We start from the raw sequence: 19,063 nt of genomic DNA on the forward strand, positions 1-19,063 counted from the left end.
CGATCGGGTGGTCGCGATACCGTGGCCGTGGTCGCGGCGTGGTGAAACGTGGAGTCATCGTCGATAGCGTTCGATGTGGGCCGGTAATCGGTTCGCGACGGTCCCGCCGAGTCGGTCGCGGATCGACCCGAGCAAGCCGTTGGGGACGAACAGTACGAACAGCACGAAGACGATTCCCAGGTACAGCGGGGCGCGTCCGTCGATCACCGTATTGATCACGTCGAGGAACGTCACGCCGGCGACGTCCGCGTTCAGGACGCTCTCGGGGAGTCCCCCGCGGAGGTACGGGGCGAGCCCACCCTGCTGGGAGGAGAGCACGTCCTCGAGCCACTCGAACGCGAACGCGCCGAAGAGCGGTCCGGCGAGCGTCCCGATACCGCCGATGATCGTCACGATGAGCGCGTCGGCAGTGACGAGGAAGTAGAACGTCGTGTCGGGGGCGGCGCTGCTCCGGTAGGCCGCGAACAGCGCACCCGCGATGGCGGCGAAGAAGGCGCTCATGGCGAAGGCAGCCATCTTGTACCAGAAGACGTTGTAGCCGACGGCGCGGGCGCGTTCCTCGTTCTCCCGGATGGCGATCATCACGCGACCGAACGGCGAGTGGATGATCCGCTGCATCGCGAAGTACGAGAGGACGACGATGATCCCGATGGCGTAGTAGGAAGTCATCGTCGCCGAGACGTCGATGCCGGTTCCGAGGACGTTCTCGAAGCTATCGCCGGCGAGCCGGCCGAGTGCGACCGAGAGGGAGTCGACGTAGGGGACGCCCACTTCGGGAGTCGGTCCGGCGAGGTTCGGTCCCTGCTGGGGGTTCGAGCCGACGTAGTCCCAGTTGCGCACGAGCTGGTAGAGCACCTGGGCGAACCCGAGGGTGAGCATGGCGAAGTACACCCCCGACAGCCGGAACGAGACCGCGCCGATCGCTAGCGCGAAAACGACGGCGAGCAGCGCCCCCAGCAGCATCGTCACCATGAACGGCGTGCTGTCGGGGAGCCCCGGCACTTTCCCGTTGGCCACGAGGACGATGAAGTACGCTCCGATGCCGTAGAACGCGGCGTGACCGAACGAGAGGTAGCCCGTGTAGCCGCTGACGAAGTCGAAGCTCATCGCGAACAGCCCCAGGAAGAGCATCGCGATCAGGAACGTCGTCGCCGGGAGGAACGCGTCGAATAACGCGCCTGGATCGACGATTCCGACGCCGACGTCCAGCGCCGGAAATCCGGTTAGCGGGCCGTAGACGATGGGGTACACCGCGAAGAACGCGATGACGGCGACGTGCGCCAGGTGATCGCGGAGGTACTGGCGGGGCCAGTCACTTCCAGCGTGACCGCCACCTCGGGGCTGGGTCTCCTGGACGGGCGTTTCATCGCGCTCGTCCTCGGCCTCGAGGTCAGAGGTGGGGGAGCTAATGGCCGCCCACCTCCTCGACGCCGTACAGTCCCTGTGGGCGGATCACGAGGGCGATCACGAGCAACGTAAAGAGCGTGACCTCCGAGATTCCCGGGAAGGGCACGGTTCCGGAGGTGAACAGCCACGTTGTCAGCGAGTCCGCCAACCCGACGATCAACGCGGCGACGACTGTCCCCTTGAACGAGCCGAGCCCGCCGATGACGACGACCACGAACGCGTACAGCAGGACCTCGAGGTTGAGCAGCACGCTCGGGCCGGCGGTCGGGTCCCACATGAGGAAGACGCCGCCGACGGCCGCGAGACCGGTTCCGAGGCCGAAGACGATGGTGAACGCCCGGCGGACGTCGATCCCGAGGGCCTCGACCATCTCCGAGTCCTCGCTGCCGGCTCGGATGTAAAGGCCGTACAGCGTCCTGGTCAGGAACGCCCAGACGATGACGGCCAGGATCGCACCGGCGACGATGGCGAACAGGTAGAATCCGCGGATACGAGCACCGAACAGCGTCAACAGGATCTCAGACGGCGCGTCGAGCGCCGACGGAATCGTCGCCTGTGCCCCGGACCACTTCGGCTCGGGCTGGATGCCACGAGCGGTGGCGACGATTCTGGCGACTTCCTCCAGGATGAGCCCCACGCCGAAGGTCAACAGGATCTGGTACATGGGCGTGCGGTCGTAAATGGGCCGGACGAGGCCGACCTCGAGAGCGGCGCCGACGGCTGTCAACAGCGCGAAGACCATGGCCACGACGACGACGAAGAAGAGGATTCGGGTGGCTGCGCCCGCGCTGGAGGCGACGAGCAGGACCATCAACACGCCGCCAACGTAGGATCCGACCATCGCGAACGCGCCGTGAGCGAAGTTGAGCACGCCCATCAGCCCGAACACGAGGGTGAGGCCGATGGCGATGATGAAGTAGATGGACGCCTTACCGAGGCCCTCGATGAGGATGCGGGCGACCGTGTCGAGGCCCTCGATCTGGGCTAGAGCGGCGACCGTTCCGAGCCACTCGAGAGCGGCCACAGAGGCGACCGTGCCGATCCACCCGATCCCGAACGAGGATTCGAGTAGTCCGACGACACCGGGGCTGACCCCGACCTCGACCATCGTCAGGAACGAGACGAGCAGCGCGTTCGTGCCGAGCGGGAGGGACGAGAACGAACTGATGGTACCGAACGAGCCGATCGTGCCGAACGAACCGACCGCGCCGAACGAACCGATCATGCCGAGAGATACCTCCGTATCTGTTCGTCGTCGGCACTAACGCCCTCCGTCGACCCCGACTCGACGACCGTGCCGTGATCGAGCAGGTAGAACCGGTCGGCGAGGTCCATCGCCAGCGGGAAGTTCTGCTCGACCAGCACCATCGTGGTGTCCGTAGAGACGTCGCGCAACGCCTCGACGACCTGCTCGACGATCAGCGGGGCCAGCCCCTCACTCGGCTCGTCGACCAGGAGGAGATCGTTTCCGCCGACGATGCCCCTGGCGATGGCCAGCATCTGCTGTTGCCCGCCGCTCAGGTTTCGAGCTTCCTTCTCTCGAAAACGCTCGAGGTCCGGGAACAGGTCGAACATCTCGTCTCGCAGCACGTCGAAGTCGTCCTCCGGGCCGACCGCGACCCGCAGGTTCTCCTCGACGCTGAGGTAGCCGAACATCCGTCGCTCCTCAGGCACCCAGCCGATGCCACGGGTGGCGACCTCGTGGGTCGGGAGACCGGTGACGTCCTCGCCCGCGTAGCGAACCGTTCCCTCCCGCGGCGGCGTCAACTGGAGGATCGTCCGCAGGGTCGTCGTCTTGCCGACGCCATTGCGTCCGATCAGGGCGACGATTTCGCCCTCCTGGACGTGCAAATCGACGCCCTGGAGAATGTGGCTCTCGCCGTAGTACGTGTGGACGCCCTCGAGTTCGAGCAGGCTCACGATGCCACCCCCGTCGACGACTCGTTCTCGTCGTCCGTCCTGGACGCTCCGTTGGTGCTGCCTCCCTCGCTGTCGCCGTTGCCGTCGCCGTCGTATCCCCCCAGATACGCCCGCTGAACGGCCTCGCTCTCGCGAACCGTCTCGGGTTCGCCGTCGGCGATCAACTCGCCGCGGTTGAGGACGGCGATGCGGTCGCTGATCCCCATGACGACGTCCATGTTGTGCTCGATCAGCATGACCGCGTGATCGGCGGCGACGTCTTCGATGATCGCCGTCACCTGGTCGACATCCTCGCTCGAGACGCCTGCGGTCGGTTCGTCCAGCAACAGCACGTCCGGGTCGCCGGCCAGTGCGATCCCGATCTCGAGGTTGCGCTTTTCGCCGTGGCTCAGGTTCTGGGCGGTCCGGTCGGCTTCCGCGGCGAGGCCGACACGCTCCAGGATGGCCTCGGCCTCGGCGTAGTGCTCGTCGAAGGCGCCGACATTGCGCCAGAATTGCCAGGAGTCGTTGCCGCGGTGGGCCTGGACGGCCACGCGGACGTTTTCGAGGACTGAAACGGTCGGAAAGACGTTCGTGATCTGGTAGGATCGGTGGAGGCCGAGTAGTGCCGTCTCGTGGGGCGGGGCGTGGGTGATGTCGACCCACTGCGCGGATTCGTCACTGGTGGTTACGGTCGCATCAATGTGTTCGGTACCGCTACGGTTGTTACCACTACTCGGTGCGAACTCGACCGTCCCCTGCGTCGGCTCGAGAACGCCCGTCAACAGGTTGAAAAACGTCGTCTTCCCGGCCCCGTTCGGCCCGATCACCGAGCAGAGTTCGTCAGCCTCGAGGCTGAAGTCGACGCCGTCGACGGCGGTGATACCGCCGAACTCCTTCGTCAAATTGGTCGTCCGGAGTACCATGACGATCAGTTCAGCGAACAGCTAGCCTCGTCGGCCGGCATCATGACCTCATCGGCCGGGAGGGTCTCGACCGGTTCGCCCGGCATCACGGCGGCGTCCCAGTACTCGGCGACGTCGTCGGTCGTGGGGACTGGCCAGGCGACAGTCATCGCCGAGGCCGCCTGGTTGTTGTGCTCCTGGAAGGTGTACGCACCCTCGCCCTTCGGCGTGTCCGTGACTGTCATGCCGCGCATCGCGTCGGCGATGTCGCCGCCGTCGATCGAGCCGGTCTCGTCGATGGCCTGGACGAGCGCCGAGCCGCCGACGAACGTCCCCGCGCTGAACAGGTCGGGCATCAGGCCGTAGGCCTCGGTGTGCATCTCGATGAAGGCGTCGTTGATCTCGTTGTCGTACTGGTTCCAGTGGTAGCGGGTCGTGAAGGGGCCGAGTCCGGACTCCTGGATGTCCTCGGCTGTGAAGTCCTCGCCGAGGGTCGCCTCGACGGTTTGACCCGTAATCTGGGTCGTCACGAGTTCCGCGAATCCGCCGAAGGCCTGGATCTCTTCGTACGCCATCGCCGTTGGGAGAAACTCCGGCAGCGTGATGAAGGTGAACCCGCCGACGACGCCGTCGGCACCCTGATCGAGGGCCTCGTCGAACAGCCCCTCGAACTCGCTGTACCCCGGCTCGACGAACCGCGGTTCGAGCACTTCGACGCCCTCGTTCTCGAGTACTTCGGTGTAGTTGTTCGCGACGCCTTCGCCGAAGGCACCCTCCGCGGCGAAGATGGCGACCGTCGAGACGTCACCCTGCTGGGCGACGTATCGACCGCCCGCACGGGCGTCCATCCCCGTGTGTTCACTCGCCCGAAAGAGCAGGTCGTGGCAGTGCTCGCTCGAGGCGGTGATGTCGGCGTCGGCTGCCGGCCCCGCGATGTACGGAATCCCGGCCTCGTCCAGGATGTTCGCCGAGATTCGGCGCGCGGAGTCGGAACTCGAGGCGCCGAACAACAGGTCGACCTCCTCGTCCAGGACGAGGCTTTCGGCGGCCTCCTGGGCCGTGTCCGGGACGAACCCGGTGTCCTCGACGACGAACTCGAAGGTTGGACCGTCCTCGGGGTCGAGGGTGTGGGTTCCCGTCGTCATCTCGGTGATGGGGTCGATGTCGTATTTGTAGGCAATCCCCGAGTAAAAGCCCATGAGGCTGATCTGGCCGTAGTACTCGAGGTCGCCGGAGACGGGCTGGAGGGCGCCGATGCGAATCGTCTCGTCGGAGACCTCCTGGCTGCCGTCGCCGTTTCCGTTTCCGTTTCCGTTCCCGTTTCCGTTGCCGCCATTGCCACCGTTCCCGTCGCCGTTGCCGCCGTTGCCGTTCCCGTTCTCGTCCGCGATACACCCTGCCAGTCCGGCCGATCCGAGCGCGGCGAGCGCGCCCGTTCGTCGGAGCACATCTCGCCGGTTGGTACCTCGTGACATACTAGGTCTCTAGATGGATTCCCCCTCCTAAGCAGGGACGGTTGATATACGAACCTCGGGGCGCCGGCGCTCGTTTCGAACGTTCAGTCTCATTATAGAATATGTATTGTTCAGTCTCATTATAGAATAAGTATTTATACAATATGGAAAATGCAGTAAAGGCGACCGTTGATCAGTCGATCTGGCTCCGCGGATCAGTGAGTCGGGGTCGCCGTCGTCGAGGGAGCTATAGAAGCAAAAAACGAACGACTTACTGCCTCGAGCGGGGCCTCGTCTGTCAGTATCGGTCCCTCCGCGCGTCACGTTTTCGAGTACTTCGTCACCCTCGGCCACGCCCGGAACTCGAGGCCGTATCGTCGGAGACAGTTCAGCCGAAAACCGGCACCGGCTCGTCGACCTCGAGCACGTCCGAGAACGCAACAGCGTCGCCGATGTCGGCGTCGCTCTCGAGACGGGCGGTCACGCGGGCGTTCCCTTCCGTGCCGAGATCGATCACCGCGACGCGGTAGCCGCCCTCGAAAGCCGCCGGGGCGACGGCGATGGTCGTCTCGGTATACACCGTTCCCTCCGTCGGAAGCTCGACTGTCTCGATCTCACGGGAGCCACACTCGTTGCAGGCGGCCTTCGGCGCCGCCGTCTCGTTGCCACAGGCGCCACAGCGCTGGCCCAGGAGTCGACCGTCGCGGAGCGCCGCGGTCCACTCGGCGTGGGTCAAAGGGTCGGGGAGTGTGTCGCTCATGCGTCCACCTCCAGGATGGAGACGATGGTGGTTCCGGCGTCGCCACCCAGGTTGTGCGCGAGCCCGCGACGGGCGCCCTCGACCTGGCGCTCGCCGGCCTCTCCGCGGAGGTGTTCGGTGAGTTCGACCAGTTGTGCGACCCCGGTGGCGCCGATGGGGTGCCCCTTCGCTTTGAGGCCGCCGCTCGGGTTGACCGGGATGCGGCCGCCGAGGGCGGTTTCCCCGTTCGCGGCGGCCGGGCCGCCCTCGCCGTCCTCGAAGAAGCCGAGCGCCTCGATGGCCAGCACCTCCGCGCCGGTAAAGCAGTCGTGGAGTTCGACCACGTCGACGTCGTCGGGGCCGACGCCGGCCTGCTCATAGGCCTGGTCCGCGGCATCTCGAGCCGACTGGGTCGCCGTGAAGTCGGCCTTGTCCGCGAGCGGAATCGTGTCGGTGGCGTGGCCCACGCCGGAGACGGCGACGGACTCACTTGAGAGGTCGGCCGCGGCCTCTTCGTTGGCGACGACGACGGCCGCCGCACCGTCGGAGAATGGACAACAGTCGAACAGGTGGAACGGCGAGGCGACGATCGGACTCTCGAGGACCTCCTCGACCGTCGTCTCCGAGCCGAATTGTGCGCGCGGGTTGTAGGTCCCGTGGCGGTGGTTCTTGACCGCGACGGCTGCGAGGTCTTCCTCGGTCGTGCCGTACTCGTGCATGTGCCGCGTCGTCAACAGACCGAAGACGCCGGGGAAGGAGAGCCCGGTCGGCTGTTCGTACTGGCGATGGGAGGCCGAGGCGAAAACGGACGTCATCTCGGGTGTGTCGAGCCCCGTCGTCGGGGTGCAGCGTTCGACCCCGCCGACGAGGACGATGTCGTGTTGACCGGCCTCGACCGCGCGGACGGCGTGTTTGAACGCGTTCGAGGAGGTCGCACAGGCGTCCTCGTAGCGCTGGCAGGGGATACCCGCCAGGCCGATGTGACTCGCCAGCGTTGGCGCGAGGTGGGTGTCCCGCTCGGTTTGCCCGCCCATGGCGTTCCCGAGATAGAACGACTCGATGGCGGGGGCGTCGACGCCCGCGTCGTCCATCGCGTCGAACGCCGCGCTCGAGAAGAGTTCCGGAAGCGGCCGGTCGTGGACGCCGAAGTTGGTCATGCCAACCCCGACGATACGTGCCTGGTGCATACTCGAACGAAAGTGTTCCGTGCTCAAAAACGATGTGAAATTCCCGTCTAATCGCCGGATCCGCGAGTGCCGTTACTCGAGGTCCTCGAGCGCATCGACGACCCGCCGGAGGACCTTTCGCTCTGCGCGACGGACGTTCTTCGAGACGGCCGTGTCGGAAACGTCGAACTCGTTGGCGAGCATCTGCAGGGTCGCTCCCCGGGGCTGGTCAAAGTAGCCCTTCTCCGCCGCGACCGCGAGCGTCTGGCGTTCGACGTCCGAGAGAGACCGACACCCCTCGATCAGGTTGCTCGCCGCCTCGGCGTTGTCGAGCACGTCAAAGAGGTCGGGAAGGTCGAGGGCGTCTTCGGCGAGGACATCGAACTCGTTGTTGCGCTCCAGGTCGGCGAGGGCGTCGTCGGCCGTCCGGTTCTCGTCGAAGCCGACCTCCCAACGCTCGCTGCCGTCCTCGATGTGGAACGGGCCGGTGATGTAGCCGCCGTTGTCCCGAATGACACGCATCGCGTTCGTCTCGTCGATGACGGTTCGCAGGAGCGCCGTTCCCTCGTGTTTCTTGAAGAGCGTGCACTCGTACATGTTGTCGTGGGCTTGCAGGGTCGACAGGCCGGATTCGAGTGTCGACCGGTCCTCACCCTCGACCATCATCCGCGTCTCGAGTTCGCGTCGCTGGCCGTCGAACTCCCACTGAACGGCGGTGAACGACACGTCGTGATCGTCGGTCGTGTCGATGAACGGGCAGTCGTACTGCTCCATGTCCAGGGTGAGGTCGATCATTGACACGTATTGTTAGTTAAACGGCATAACCTTACCCGTCGATTTCGGGACGGAGCGCGGGTGAACAAAGCGCGATTCACGGTTCGACCTCCGCTCCGTCGTCGGTCTCGTTTCGATTCTCGTCGCCTCCCTCATCCTCACTTCGATCCCCGGTGCTCTCGCCCGCTTCCCTTCGGTCGTCGTCGCTTGCGTCGCTCTCGTCGCCCCCGAACCGATCCTCGAGCGCGACTCGATCGATCTTCGACGGGCCGCTCATCGGCATCTCGTCGACGAACGCGAGGTACTTGGGAATCTTGAATCGAGCGAGTTTCCCCGAGAGGAACACCTCGAGGTCCGAAAGCGCCAGAGCGTCCTCGGAGGTCGCCGCGTTCGCCCGGGCTTCGTCGGTCAGTTCGACGACGGCCTTTCCGACCGTTCCCCACTGCTCGTCGGGGACGCCGACGACGATTGCTTCCGCCACCGCGTCGTGATCGGCAATCACGTCCTCGACCTCGGGCGGGTAGACGTTCTCGCCGCCGCTGACGAACATGTTCTTCTTGCGACCCTCGATGTGGTAGAAGCCGTCGTCGTCCACACGGGCAAGGTCGCCGGTCGACACCCATCGCTCCTGCTCGCCGTCGTCCCCGAACGTCTCGCTGGTCGCTTCTGGGTTGCGCCAGTAGCCCGCCGACCCGTGCGGACCGCGCAACTCGAGCTCGCCGATCTCTCCGGCTTCGAGTTCTTCGCCGCGCTCGTCGACGATCCGGGCGTCGGCGTGGAGAACCGGTTTGCCCACGCTCGCGACCTTTCCAGGGTCATACTCGTCGGGCATCGCAAAGTTGTTCGGACCGATCTCGGTGAGGCCATATCCCTGTGACATGTCGACGCCGCGGTCGCGCCAGGCCCTGACGATCGAATCCCGGCAGGGGCCGCCGCCGCTCTTGACGAACCGGAGACTCGAGAGGTCGGTCCGCTCCCAGTCGTCGTGGGTCGCCATGGACCGCAACACCGCGGGGACGGCCACGAGAATCGTTGCCTCGTGGGTTTCGACCTGCTCCAGGACGCGCCGGGGGTCGACCTCCCGGTCGATGACCAGCGTGCCCCCCATGTGGATCAGCGGCAGGGTGATGACGTTCCAGCCGCCGGTGTGAAAGTTGGGGAACACCATCGGCGTCACGTCGTCCGGACGGAGTCCCCACGCGGTAATCGTGTTCGTGGAGTTCCAGTACAGCGAGCCGTGGGTGATCGTCGTCTCCTTCGGCGTCCCCGTCGACCCGCCAGTGTGAAGCAGCAGGTGCGGATCTGAAAGGGCTCGTTCGCGGGTCTCGACGGGGCCGTCGTCCGCCGGAAGCCGGTCTCGATAGACGTCCCACCCGCCAGCGGGTTCGTCGGTCTCGATTTCGAGCACCGCCGGGTCCACGCTCGAGCGGGCCATCGCGTGCTCGAGGCGCTCGACGAACGGCGACTCGATGACGAGCAGGTTCGGGTCGACGAGTTCCAGCAGCTCGGCCAGCTCCGGCGGTGCGAGTCGGTACGACAGCGGCGCGAGCACGCCGCCGGTTTTGCCGGTCCCGAAGAACAGGTCGAAGACCTCGAGGCGGTTTCGCGAAACCAGGGCGACGCGGTTCCCCTCGCAAACGTCGTAGTCCTGGAGCAACCGAGCCGTGCGGTTCGCCCGCGCCTCGAGGTCCGCGTACGTGGCTCGCGTGTCGTCGGTGGCGTCGACGATGGCCGTCCGATCGGGCGAGAGCGACGCCCGCCTGGCGGTCCAGTCGCCGACCCAGCCGTAGTCGTCGTCGCTCCAGTTCACTCGCGATCACCGGTCTCGAGTGTGGCTTCTGCCGTGGATTCGCCCCCGGCCTCGAGATCTGCCTCGATGGGGTTCGCCTCGAGGAAGTCGAACACCCGGTCGTTCACCCAGTCGGACCGCTCGACGAAGAAGAGGTGGTGACCGCCGTCACAGGCCTCGAATCGGGCCTGCGGGATCAGGTTCTCGAGCAGATGGCCGTTCTCTACGGGGACGACCTGGTCGTCGCTCCCGTGGAGGATCACTACTGGGACATCGAGAGCCGACACCTCGTCCGCCGCGTCGAACTCGGCCACGCCCGCCGCCTGGGCCTGCCGGGCCGCGTCGCTCGCGTCGCTCTCGAGTCGCCAGTCGACGATGTCGTCGGCCAGGTCGGGATTCTCCTCGAAGAATGTGGGCGAAACTGCGGGGGCCATTCGATGACGAATCCGTTCGCGTTCGTCGGCATCCTCTGGAACCGCGAACATCGCTTCCTGGGTCTCCTCGGGCACCGGCACCGCCTCCGGGCCGCCCGGAGTCGTACAGAGCAAGGAGAGGGTCGCCGCGCGGTCGTACTCGAGGGCGTAGCGCTGGACGATCATCCCGCCCATGCTCGCCCCGACCAGGTGGGCGCGGTCGACACCCGCGTCAGCGAGCACGGCTTCGAGGTCGCCCGCCATCTCCTGGATCGTGTACGGTCCCTCCGGTGCATCGGAGTCGCCCGTGCCGCGGTTGTCCCACAGGATCGTTCGATACTCGTCGGCCAGCGCCTCTCGCTGCCAGCGCCACATCCACCGGCCGTAGCCGAGTCCCTCGACGAAGACGACGGGCTCCCCATCGGGGCGTCCGCCGACCTCGTAGGCGAGTTCCACGTCGCCGTTGGTCGCTCGAGTCATGCTAGCCTAGTTATCGCCCGCGCTCAAGTACTCCGACGTTCGAGTATCAACCCGTGACTACACGCGGGTTGCGACGAAAGAAGACGTATGTCGACTGCCAGCCCCGGCGACCGGAGCGAGGTCAGCCAGCGAATCACGACCGACCACATCGAGCGCTTCGCCGACCTCACCGGCGACGAGAACCCGCTCCACCTCGATCCCGAGTACGCCGCAGAGGGCCTCTTCGACGGCCCCGTCGCCCACGGCATGCTCGTGGCGGGCCTCATCTCGAGTGCCCTCGCTTCTCTCCCCGGAGACGTCGTCTACCTCTCCCAGGACCTCTCGTTCGAGGCGCCAGTCCACCCCGATCAGACGGTCACCGCGACGGCCGAGGTGCTCGAGGACCTGGGCGACGACCGCTACCGCGTCGAGACGACCGCTCGCGTCGAGGACGACGTGGTCGTTTCAGGCGAAGCCACGGTACTCTCGCTCGCACACGAGGGCTGACTGGCGTTCACGGCCGGGTTACGGTTTAGGAGGGTCGCTAGAGGACTACACGAGTACGCGCTCGAGCGCCACGACGGTCCCCGAGTCGGCCTCGTGATCGCCGACGAGCCGACCGAGACAGACTGCTGCACCATCGGGTGTACAACAGGCCACGAGCGGGTCGTCGTCGCCTCGGTTCGTGGCGTCCACGGCGGCATCGTCGACCTCGAGTACTCCCGGCGCGTACACCGGCGCCCCGGTGGCGACCGACTCGGCCGCACTGGGGGCGATGGTGACTCGAGGGACGTCCGCGAGAATACGTTCGGCCGGTTCGACCACGTCCAGGAGCGGGTCGGGGTCGTCGTCCTCGAGCCAGAACGCGAGCGCGTCCAGGAAGTCCCGGGCCGAGTGAAGTGTCCGGTCGTCGAACGGCGTCGTCGCCGTCCGGCGGAGGTGACCCATGTGGCCGCCCGTCCCCAGCGCGAGGCCGAGGTCGTGACAGAGTTTTCGGACGTAGGTGCCGCTTTCACAGCGGATTCGGAGGAGGACCTGCCGATCGCTCGTTTCGAGCACCTCGAGGCGGTAGATCTCGCGCACGCGGACCCGTCGCGAGACGGCGCTCTTTCGTGGCGGCTTCTGGTAGATCGGCCCCTCGAACTCCTCGATGACGGACTCGGCGTCGTGGGGGACCGGGGCGTGACACTCGAGGACGGCCACGTACTCCTTGTGGCCCTCGAGGAATACCGGCGCCAGCCGAGTCGCGTGGCCGAGCATGATCGGCAGACAGCCCGTGACCTTCGGATCGAGCGTCCCCGCGTGAGAAGCTCGATCGATCGGCTCCGATCCGGTTGCTTCGAGGGTCTCGGCGACGGTGTCGCGCAGCCAACCGCTGACCTGGTGGGAAGACGGTCCCGGCGGCTTGTCGAGATTGACGACGCCGAACTGAAGGAGCGCCGCCGGCGACCGTTCCTCGGGGGGACCGCGACGGATCATCAGAACTCGTAGTCGACGTCGACGGGCGTTTTCCCCTCGTCGGCGGCCGGATCGTACGCCTCGACGGCCGTCACGAGTGTGTCGGCGACGGCCTCGGGGCTCCAGCGGGACGTGTTCATAGAGAGGTCGTAGATGCTCAGGTCGCCGAACTCGATACCGTAGTACTCGCGATATCGTCCGACCTCGCTGGCTTCCCGTGCGCGCGTCTCCTCTGTCGCCCGCTCTGGGGTTTTGTCCTCGCGGTCGGCGATTCGCGTTCCCCTGACCGACAGCGGAGCGTCGAGCCAGAACTTGAGGTCGGCCTGCTCGGCCGCCAGCCAGCCGGCCAGTCGGGACTCGAGGACGACGTCGTCGCGCTCGACGGCGATTTCACGCAGTCGTCGGTCGAGGTCACGGTCGATCTGGTCGTTCTCCTCGGCGAGTTTGTTGAACTCGAGGGGGGTGTAGCCGCGTTCGTCGGCCAGTTGACGGAAGATGTCGCCGCCGCTGACGTGTTCGAGTCCGAACTCCTCGGCCAGCAATGCCGCGTTCGTCGTCTTTCCTCCGCCCGGCGGTCCGGAGACGGTTAGTAACATACTCGATGTGCGCGGGGCCACCTCAAAGGGGTTTTGAATCGTTCGAGTGGCGAGTGGAGGGGTGGACGAGCGCGAACCGGGTGTGAACGGCGTCGAGATGTGAAAACGCAACGATGGAGGAGCAAAATGCGAAGATGCGAAAAGGCGAAAACGCGAAAAGGTGACAGCCGACTCGCTCAACTCGTGTCGGGAGACATGTCGATGTTGAGCGCCTTGCGCAACAGCTGGACGAATCCCATTGAGCACAGGAAGTACCAGACGATCCACGCGCGCATGGGACCGATGATGCCCTCCTGCCACTCGACCTCGCCGACCATCGGCATGACCACGGTCTGCTCGATGGTCTGGGGGCCGGTGCCGTGGATCCGGTAGTACATCCACAGGAACAGCGGAATCGTAAAGAGCATGATCCAGACCATCGGGCGGAACTGCTCTTTGAACATCCCGAGGTTGTCGGCCATCGCCTCCATCTGCTCTTCTTGCACCTGCTGGAGTTCGTTGTCGAGTTTCTCGATCTCGGCTTCGCTCGCGTCCCGCTCCTCGGCTTCTTTCTTCCGGTCCTGGACCTCGGAGCGCTTGTCCTGCATGGCCTTCATGCGCTCCTGGTACTTCCCCATTCGCTCCATATCCATCAGATTCGCCTGCAGGAGCGTCGAGTACAGGCCCGTCATGATCGCGATGGCGAGAATCACGGTGTAAAAGGGCATACTCGTCGCCAGCGGCCCGAGGGCGATGTCGAGCACCTCACCGACGGTGTCCCTGACGGAGGTGATCCAGTAGCCAAACATGAAGAGCAACGCGGTCACCCCCGCAATCTTGTCCCACTGCGACCACTTCGATGCCTCGGCGTCGATCTCGGGCAGGTCCTCGGAGAGGCCGCCGTCCTCGCCGTCGCCGTCGAGGGCGTCGTCGAACGCCGATCGATCGGCGATCTCGAACCCGTCCTGGCCGTCGACGAGGATCCCCTTCTCGATGAGTCGACCCCACTGGCCACTCGACAGGTCGTTGCGGACGTCCGCCCACTCGACCTCGCCGCCGTTCTCGTCGGCCTTCCGGCGAATCGCCTCGAGGGCCTCCTCGAACGACGAGTCCTCACGGACGAGGGCGCCTATTTTCTCCGCTGTGCGCGTCATCTGTTTTGGGCTAGGTCACCTTCGGTATACAAGTGTTTATCTTCGGTGGCGAGGCAACAGTGTTGGGGCGATGCTGAAGGCGGTGGTAGTGACGGGGGCGTTAGTGCCAGAGCGATGCTGAAGGCGGTGGTAGTGATGGGGGCGTAGTGACAGAGCGGTGGTGACGGCCCGTTGATGATCGAACGGTGGTGACGGTCAGATTATCTCTCACTCGACCCGAGGCCTCGGTGATCAGTGATCCGCGAGCGACTACGCGCTAGTGAGTCGTTCGTAGACGCTCGTGACGGGGGACCACCACTGTTTCAACGACGCCTATCCGTTCTGGCGTTCGGTTCAATCCGTCCTATCCCTGCGGAAAGGGGTGACTGAGCCACCGGACCGTCTGGTGGTTTCACGGCTCCGGCGCTGTGAACATTGGTTTCGAACAATCGTATCTGGTAGTTTTTTATAATTTAAATATCTTGAATACAGTGATATGTTTGGTGCATCTATGGGGTGTCGTACTGTGGACCGGGGGGCCGCCCCCCTGGTCGGCATCGTCCTGCTGTTCGGGATGGTGTTCGTCGGTGCTGCACTGGTCGGGGTAACCGGGATGATCGCGTTAGACGCGCTCGAGGGTGATCTCGGCGACGAACGAACCGAACAGACGTTCTCCACGTTCGACCACGAACTGACGACGTTGCTGCACTCGAGTTCGAATTCGGCGGCGGTCACGATTCCGGACAGCGAAGACGGGACCTACGAACTGACCGACTCGGCATCGGCGTCGCTGACCGTGGCCAATCGATTCGGACAGTCGTGCACGGTGCTCGACGACACCACGCTCGGGACGCTCGAGTACGAATCCGACGGGCAGCGACTGGCCAAGCAGGCTGGGGGGACCTGGAGACACACCGACGACGGAACCGTCATGCAGTCGAAACCGGATCTTCGGTACGTCGCGGACGACCGCGGGACGCAGTACCTCGAATTCTCCGTCTCGGATCTCCAGGGGGACGTTGGAGTCGGTGAGCACTCGATGACGACGACGCGTTCCGAGACCAGGACGGCCGACTGCGTGTCTGACCTCGGATTCGCCCGGTACGTCCATCTCGAGGTCACCGACGATACGTATCACGACGGCTGGTACGACTTCGTGCGTGAGGAGTTCGAGGCGGTCGACGTGGGGGATGCAGCAGTCGAGGACTGCTCGCTCGAGAACGCGGGCGACGAGAACGTCGTCTGTCACGACGAATCGACGGGGACGGTGTCAGTTCTCGCCACGGTCGACGTCGACCGTCCCATCGACGACTATCTCGGCGTCGAACCCACGATCTACGGCGGCCTCTACGTGTCGGACGAGACGGTCCAGTTCGGAACCCACGAATCTCTCGTCGTCGACTCCTACGATGGACGCGCGGGATCGTACGCCGAATCCACTACCGTCACTGACGACCTGTTCGTTGCGGATGTCGATACGCTCTGGATTCAACAGGCCGAGATCACCGGCTTTCCCGTGGTGAACGGCGATATCCAGATCCAGCCCGAAGCGGACGTCTCACCGGCCGCATTGTACGTCGGGGACGATCTCTCGCCGGCGAGCGTCGACGTTCCAACCGCGAGGATGGCGACCGCGTTCGATGGAATCCAACCGATCGACGACGAGATTGCGCGCACGACGACGCTGCTCGAAAACGAGCCGAAACTCGAGGAGGACGCAGACGGCAACATCGACGCCGGAGCGTACTCCGTTGACGGCGATTTCACCCGCGAAGGCATCGAATTCGACACGGCCAGTGGCGACATCTACGTCGCTGTCGACGGCGACGTCTCCCTCGAGGACGTCACCGTCGTCGGCTCGGGGCAGGTCAGTATCTACGCCGACGGCTCCGCAATCGACATCGAGTCCGTGACGGTCCAGGACGATCGGGCATCACAGCTCTGGGTATACGGAACGAGCGAAACCGACGTCACCGTCGCAGGCACGGTCCAGGGTGTCGTCTACGCGCCGGGTGACGGTTCTCTCGAAGTCCAGGACGGGGCCGAAATCTACGGCGCCATCGTGAGCGGGACGTTCGAAGGGATCGGCGGATCGGGGAACGCCGACAGCGGCTCTCACCTGGAGGTGCACTTCGATCGCTCACTTCGAACCGACGTCCCGATTCCGGAGGAGAACCGAACGCTCGAGTTCGAGAACGTGATGACCAGGAACCCGATCGATGTCGGATTCGTCCTGGATCGGTCGGGATCGATGGGGCCGCACACGATCCGTGAGCGTTACGATCACGGTCCGTGGCAACATCCAATTCACACCGGTGACGTCGTTGCAGGGGGCGATCTGGAGATCAATCGTGCGACAGGAGGAATTGAAGAATTGAGCTATGGTGACAGAACGACGCTCAGCGACGGTGACACGGTACGTTCTAGTCAGACGCACCCCTGGTGGGGTAACGTTTCGGTAGCCGTCGATCATCAGCATCCAGGATACGATCCCAACGGCCTCCGCGTTGACGCCACGCGATCGTTCATCGGTGAGTTGAATGCATCGAACGCGCTAGATCCCGACTACCGTGATCGGGCGGCGGTTTTCGAGTTCAACAGCACTTCTCATCGCGCCCATGGTCTGTCTACCAACCTCGAGACGGTAAACGACAGCGTCGAAAACAACGTTGGTGGCGCCACCAACATGGCTGCCGGACTCGAGGCCGGCGTCAACGAACTCGAGGCTAATCTGCGAGACGCCGACAGTATCCTAGTCTTGTTGAGCGATGGCTTCAATGACCCGTCCGATCACGACGACGCTACGCTCGAAACCGCTGAAGCCGCTGCTGATGCGGAAATTACGATTTACACAATTGGGCTCGGAGACGGGGCGGACGAGGAATTATTGCAAACGGTCGCCCGTACGACTGGTGGAGAGTACAGACACGCCGACAACGCGGATGATCTCATGGATATCTTCGACGGGATTGCAGAGGACGTCATCGAGGCGGATACGCGTTTCGAGGTCCACGCCGACCACTCCGCCGTCGGCGGATCGAACGACTACGCCATCGCCATCGATCACTGGAACGTCGAGATTTCAGAAGAATCCTAATAGCTGCTCAATCAATCGGCCGCCGTTACGCGTTTTCTTCGATCGTCGCCTTCACGTCCTCCCACACCTCGCCGGGCGCCTGCTCACCGTCGACGCGCTCGAGCGACCCCTCGTCCTCGTAGTACTCGAGTACCGACGCCGTGTTCTCTTGGTACACGCGCAGGCGCTCGCGGACGGTTTCCTCGGTGTCGTCCTCGCGCTGCTCGAGGCGTTCCTCGACCTCGGGGTCCTCCGGCGGGTTGTACTCCACGTGATAGATATCGCCCGTCTCGGGATCCATCCGCCGGCCCGTCAGCCGGTGAACGAGCTCCTCCTCGCCCACGTCCAGCGCCAGGACAACGTCCAGGTTGGTCATCTCTTCGAGGGCCTCGACCTGCTCGAGGTTGCGCGGGTAGCCGTCCAGGATGAAGCCGTCGGCCGACGAGAGCGCCTCGTCGACGATGGCGTTGACGACCTCGTCGGGGACGAGTTCGCCCTGGTCCATGTACTCGGCCGGGGTATCGTACTCGAGGCCGAGATGGGAGATGTCCATCTGTTTGTTCGACCGGAGGGCGTCGCCAGTGGTGATGTGTTCGATGTCGAAGTGCTCCGTGATCTTTGCGCTCTGAGTTCCTTTCCCCGCTCCGGGGGCACCGAGGATGAGAATCCGTGGCTGTGCCATACCTCGTCTTTCTGCCCCAGCGCATAAAGGCTTAAAGAATGGCGCACAATCGTCCGGGTATGACGCGATTCTCGGCCGCCGACCCACAGGAACGTCGACGCCTGATCGTCGACGCTATCGTCGCCCACCGCGAGCGAGCGAGCCCGTTTCTGACCATCGAAGTCGACGAAGCCGTCCTCGAGCGCGATGACGCCCCGGATCCCGACCTCGGCGTGCCCTGGATCCAGTTCGCCGACGGGGTCGTGAGCCTCGACTGTACGGACGGCGAACTCGAGCGATTGAAAACGCTACTGAACGAGTACCCCGCGTTCAAAACCGACGAGTTGACGCGGCCTGAAGACGCCGAAGGAACGAACGTACGCGTGAGCGCGAAGGCCGATCCCAATCGGATCGCCCAGTTCTGCGAGCACGTTTTGCGTGCGGTGTTCGAGTGTCCAGAGGATGCGACGATCTGGATCGCCGCGGTGTGACGAATGCGGCGCTTGAGTGCTTGCGTGATCGGATGCTCGAGGCAACTACGACCGGCCCGGAATCAGGAAATCGTCAGGGAGCCGTCACCGGTTCCGTTCTCGTCGTCTCCTTCCTCCCACTCGAGTTCGAGCTCGACGCTGAACTCGGCTGGACCGCCCGACCGCGAGGTTTCGCGTTCGGCCTTGACTTCGAACGTCGGCCGGCCCGGCGGCTGCATCGTGACCGAGTCGCTCCCACTCTCGAGGACGAGCTCGTCGCCGCTCTCGAGTCGATCGGCAACGGTCCGGAGGTAATCGGCGATTTCAGCGCGCGTCAGTGATTGCTCGAACGTAAAGAGTACTTCTTCTGGCATACCCGTTCTTGGATGCCCAGGTGTAAATAATATACGCAGAAATCGGGGCAAGGTGTTCACCGGGACTGGCCGACGTCCGATAATCGGGCATTGCTCGAACAGCTCCCGAACATGTTTCCGCCAAGGTTCACCCGTGCCGGCGGTGTCCATCCGCAAGAACGATAGACAAAAGGTACCCGAGTCAATCGGTCTACGTAAGGGCACATTCGGGGGTTCCTACGAGACTCCGCAGGCGGCCACAAAGCGTCCCGCCGGCGCCAGACTACGGTCGCCGTCGGGCGTTTCCAAATAGATAAGTGCACGCGGCAATG

The 19,063-nt window shown here is 64.5% G+C and carries 18 protein-coding genes; 3 read left to right on the forward strand and 15 right to left on the reverse strand.

Features of this window, described 5'->3' with window-relative positions:
* Window positions 1-54 precede the first annotated feature (54 nt).
* From NGM15_RS01645 to NGM15_RS01690, 10 genes are all read right to left on the reverse strand, one after another.
* Window positions 55-1,284: a branched-chain amino acid ABC transporter permease gene (locus NGM15_RS01645; RefSeq protein WP_425494489.1), complete on the reverse strand. Its 1,230-nt coding sequence runs from the start codon at window positions 1,282-1,284 to the stop codon at window positions 55-57.
* A gap of 121 nt (window positions 1,285-1,405) precedes the next feature.
* Complete coding sequence (locus NGM15_RS01650) at window positions 1,406-2,632, reverse strand: branched-chain amino acid ABC transporter permease (RefSeq protein ID WP_253434433.1); 1,227 nt, start codon at window positions 2,630-2,632, stop codon at window positions 1,406-1,408.
* On the reverse strand, window positions 2,629-3,327 hold the full coding sequence (locus NGM15_RS01655; protein WP_253434435.1) for an ABC transporter ATP-binding protein: 699 nt from the start codon (window positions 3,325-3,327) through the stop codon (window positions 2,629-2,631). Before NGM15_RS01655 ends, NGM15_RS01650 begins: the two co-directional genes overlap by 4 nt.
* The gene (locus tag NGM15_RS01660; protein WP_253434438.1) at window positions 3,324-4,232 is read right to left on the reverse strand and encodes an ABC transporter ATP-binding protein; all 909 of its coding nucleotides are present in this window, start codon (window positions 4,230-4,232) and stop codon (window positions 3,324-3,326) included. The genes NGM15_RS01655 and NGM15_RS01660 overlap by 4 nt, the downstream gene beginning before the upstream one ends.
* 5 nt (window positions 4,233-4,237) lie before the next feature.
* Window positions 4,238-5,686: an ABC transporter substrate-binding protein gene (locus NGM15_RS01665; RefSeq protein WP_253434441.1), complete on the reverse strand. Its 1,449-nt coding sequence runs from the start codon at window positions 5,684-5,686 to the stop codon at window positions 4,238-4,240.
* 367 nt (window positions 5,687-6,053) lie between these two features.
* Window positions 6,054-6,425: a Zn-ribbon domain-containing OB-fold protein gene (locus NGM15_RS01670; protein ID WP_253434444.1), complete on the reverse strand. Its 372-nt coding sequence runs from the start codon at window positions 6,423-6,425 to the stop codon at window positions 6,054-6,056.
* Window positions 6,422-7,591, reverse strand: coding sequence for a thiolase domain-containing protein (locus NGM15_RS01675; RefSeq protein WP_253434447.1), 1,170 nt, complete (start codon window positions 7,589-7,591; stop codon window positions 6,422-6,424). The genes NGM15_RS01670 and NGM15_RS01675 overlap by 4 nt, the downstream gene beginning before the upstream one ends.
* A gap of 72 nt (window positions 7,592-7,663) precedes the next feature.
* Complete coding sequence (locus NGM15_RS01680; protein ID WP_253434450.1) at window positions 7,664-8,365, reverse strand: helix-turn-helix domain-containing protein; 702 nt, start codon at window positions 8,363-8,365, stop codon at window positions 7,664-7,666.
* Window positions 8,366-8,441: 76 nt separating this feature from the next.
* The gene (locus NGM15_RS01685) at window positions 8,442-10,154 is read right to left on the reverse strand and encodes an AMP-binding protein (protein WP_253434452.1); all 1,713 of its coding nucleotides are present in this window, start codon (window positions 10,152-10,154) and stop codon (window positions 8,442-8,444) included.
* Window positions 10,151-11,026: an alpha/beta fold hydrolase gene (locus NGM15_RS01690; RefSeq protein ID WP_253434454.1), complete on the reverse strand. Its 876-nt coding sequence runs from the start codon at window positions 11,024-11,026 to the stop codon at window positions 10,151-10,153. The genes NGM15_RS01685 and NGM15_RS01690 overlap by 4 nt, the downstream gene beginning before the upstream one ends.
* Window positions 11,027-11,113: 87 nt before the next feature.
* On the opposite strand from NGM15_RS01690, the gene NGM15_RS01695 reads away from it, so the two are divergent.
* Window positions 11,114-11,512: a MaoC family dehydratase gene (locus NGM15_RS01695; protein ID WP_253434457.1), complete on the forward strand. Its 399-nt coding sequence runs from the start codon at window positions 11,114-11,116 to the stop codon at window positions 11,510-11,512.
* A gap of 45 nt (window positions 11,513-11,557) precedes the next feature.
* Here NGM15_RS01695 and NGM15_RS01700 read toward each other — a convergent pair whose 3' ends face one another.
* The 3 genes from NGM15_RS01700 to NGM15_RS01710 form a co-directional block, all read right to left on the reverse strand.
* Window positions 11,558-12,484 carry an RNA-guided pseudouridylation complex pseudouridine synthase subunit Cbf5 gene (locus NGM15_RS01700; protein ID WP_253434460.1) on the reverse strand — a complete coding sequence of 309 codons (927 nt, stop codon included), beginning with the start codon at window positions 12,482-12,484 and terminating at the stop codon, window positions 11,558-11,560.
* Window positions 12,484-13,059, reverse strand: coding sequence for a (d)CMP kinase (cmk, locus tag NGM15_RS01705; protein ID WP_253434463.1), 576 nt, complete (start codon window positions 13,057-13,059; stop codon window positions 12,484-12,486). Before cmk ends, NGM15_RS01700 begins: the two co-directional genes overlap by 1 nt.
* Before the next feature lie 176 nt (window positions 13,060-13,235).
* Window positions 13,236-14,192: a DUF106 domain-containing protein gene (locus NGM15_RS01710; protein ID WP_253434465.1), complete on the reverse strand. Its 957-nt coding sequence runs from the start codon at window positions 14,190-14,192 to the stop codon at window positions 13,236-13,238.
* Window positions 14,193-14,697: 505 nt separating this feature from the next.
* On the opposite strand from NGM15_RS01710, the gene NGM15_RS01715 reads away from it, so the two are divergent.
* Window positions 14,698-17,268 carry a vWA domain-containing protein gene (locus NGM15_RS01715; RefSeq protein WP_253434467.1) on the forward strand — a complete coding sequence of 857 codons (2,571 nt, stop codon included), beginning with the start codon at window positions 14,698-14,700 and terminating at the stop codon, window positions 17,266-17,268.
* A gap of 25 nt (window positions 17,269-17,293) precedes the next feature.
* Here the strand turns inward: NGM15_RS01715 and NGM15_RS01720 are convergent, their stop codons facing one another.
* A complete protein-coding gene (locus NGM15_RS01720) occupies window positions 17,294-17,929 on the reverse strand; it encodes an adenylate kinase (protein ID WP_253434470.1) in 636 nt (211 codons plus the stop codon).
* Between the two features lie 59 nt (window positions 17,930-17,988).
* Here NGM15_RS01720 and NGM15_RS01725 point away from each other — a divergent pair, with 59 nt between their 5' ends.
* Window positions 17,989-18,399, forward strand: a complete 411-nt coding sequence (locus tag NGM15_RS01725) for a DUF7975 family protein (RefSeq protein ID WP_253434473.1) — start codon at window positions 17,989-17,991, stop codon at window positions 18,397-18,399.
* Window positions 18,400-18,461: 62 nt separating this feature from the next.
* Here NGM15_RS01725 and NGM15_RS01730 read toward each other — a convergent pair whose 3' ends face one another.
* Window positions 18,462-18,752, reverse strand: coding sequence for an amphi-Trp domain-containing protein (locus NGM15_RS01730; RefSeq protein WP_253434476.1), 291 nt, complete (start codon window positions 18,750-18,752; stop codon window positions 18,462-18,464).
* Window positions 18,753-19,063 lie beyond the last annotated feature (311 nt).

Origin of the sequence: Natronosalvus halobius, from assembly GCF_024138145.1 — an archaeon.
Taxonomy (GTDB): Archaea; Halobacteriota; Halobacteria; order Halobacteriales; family Natrialbaceae; genus Natronosalvus; species Natronosalvus halobius.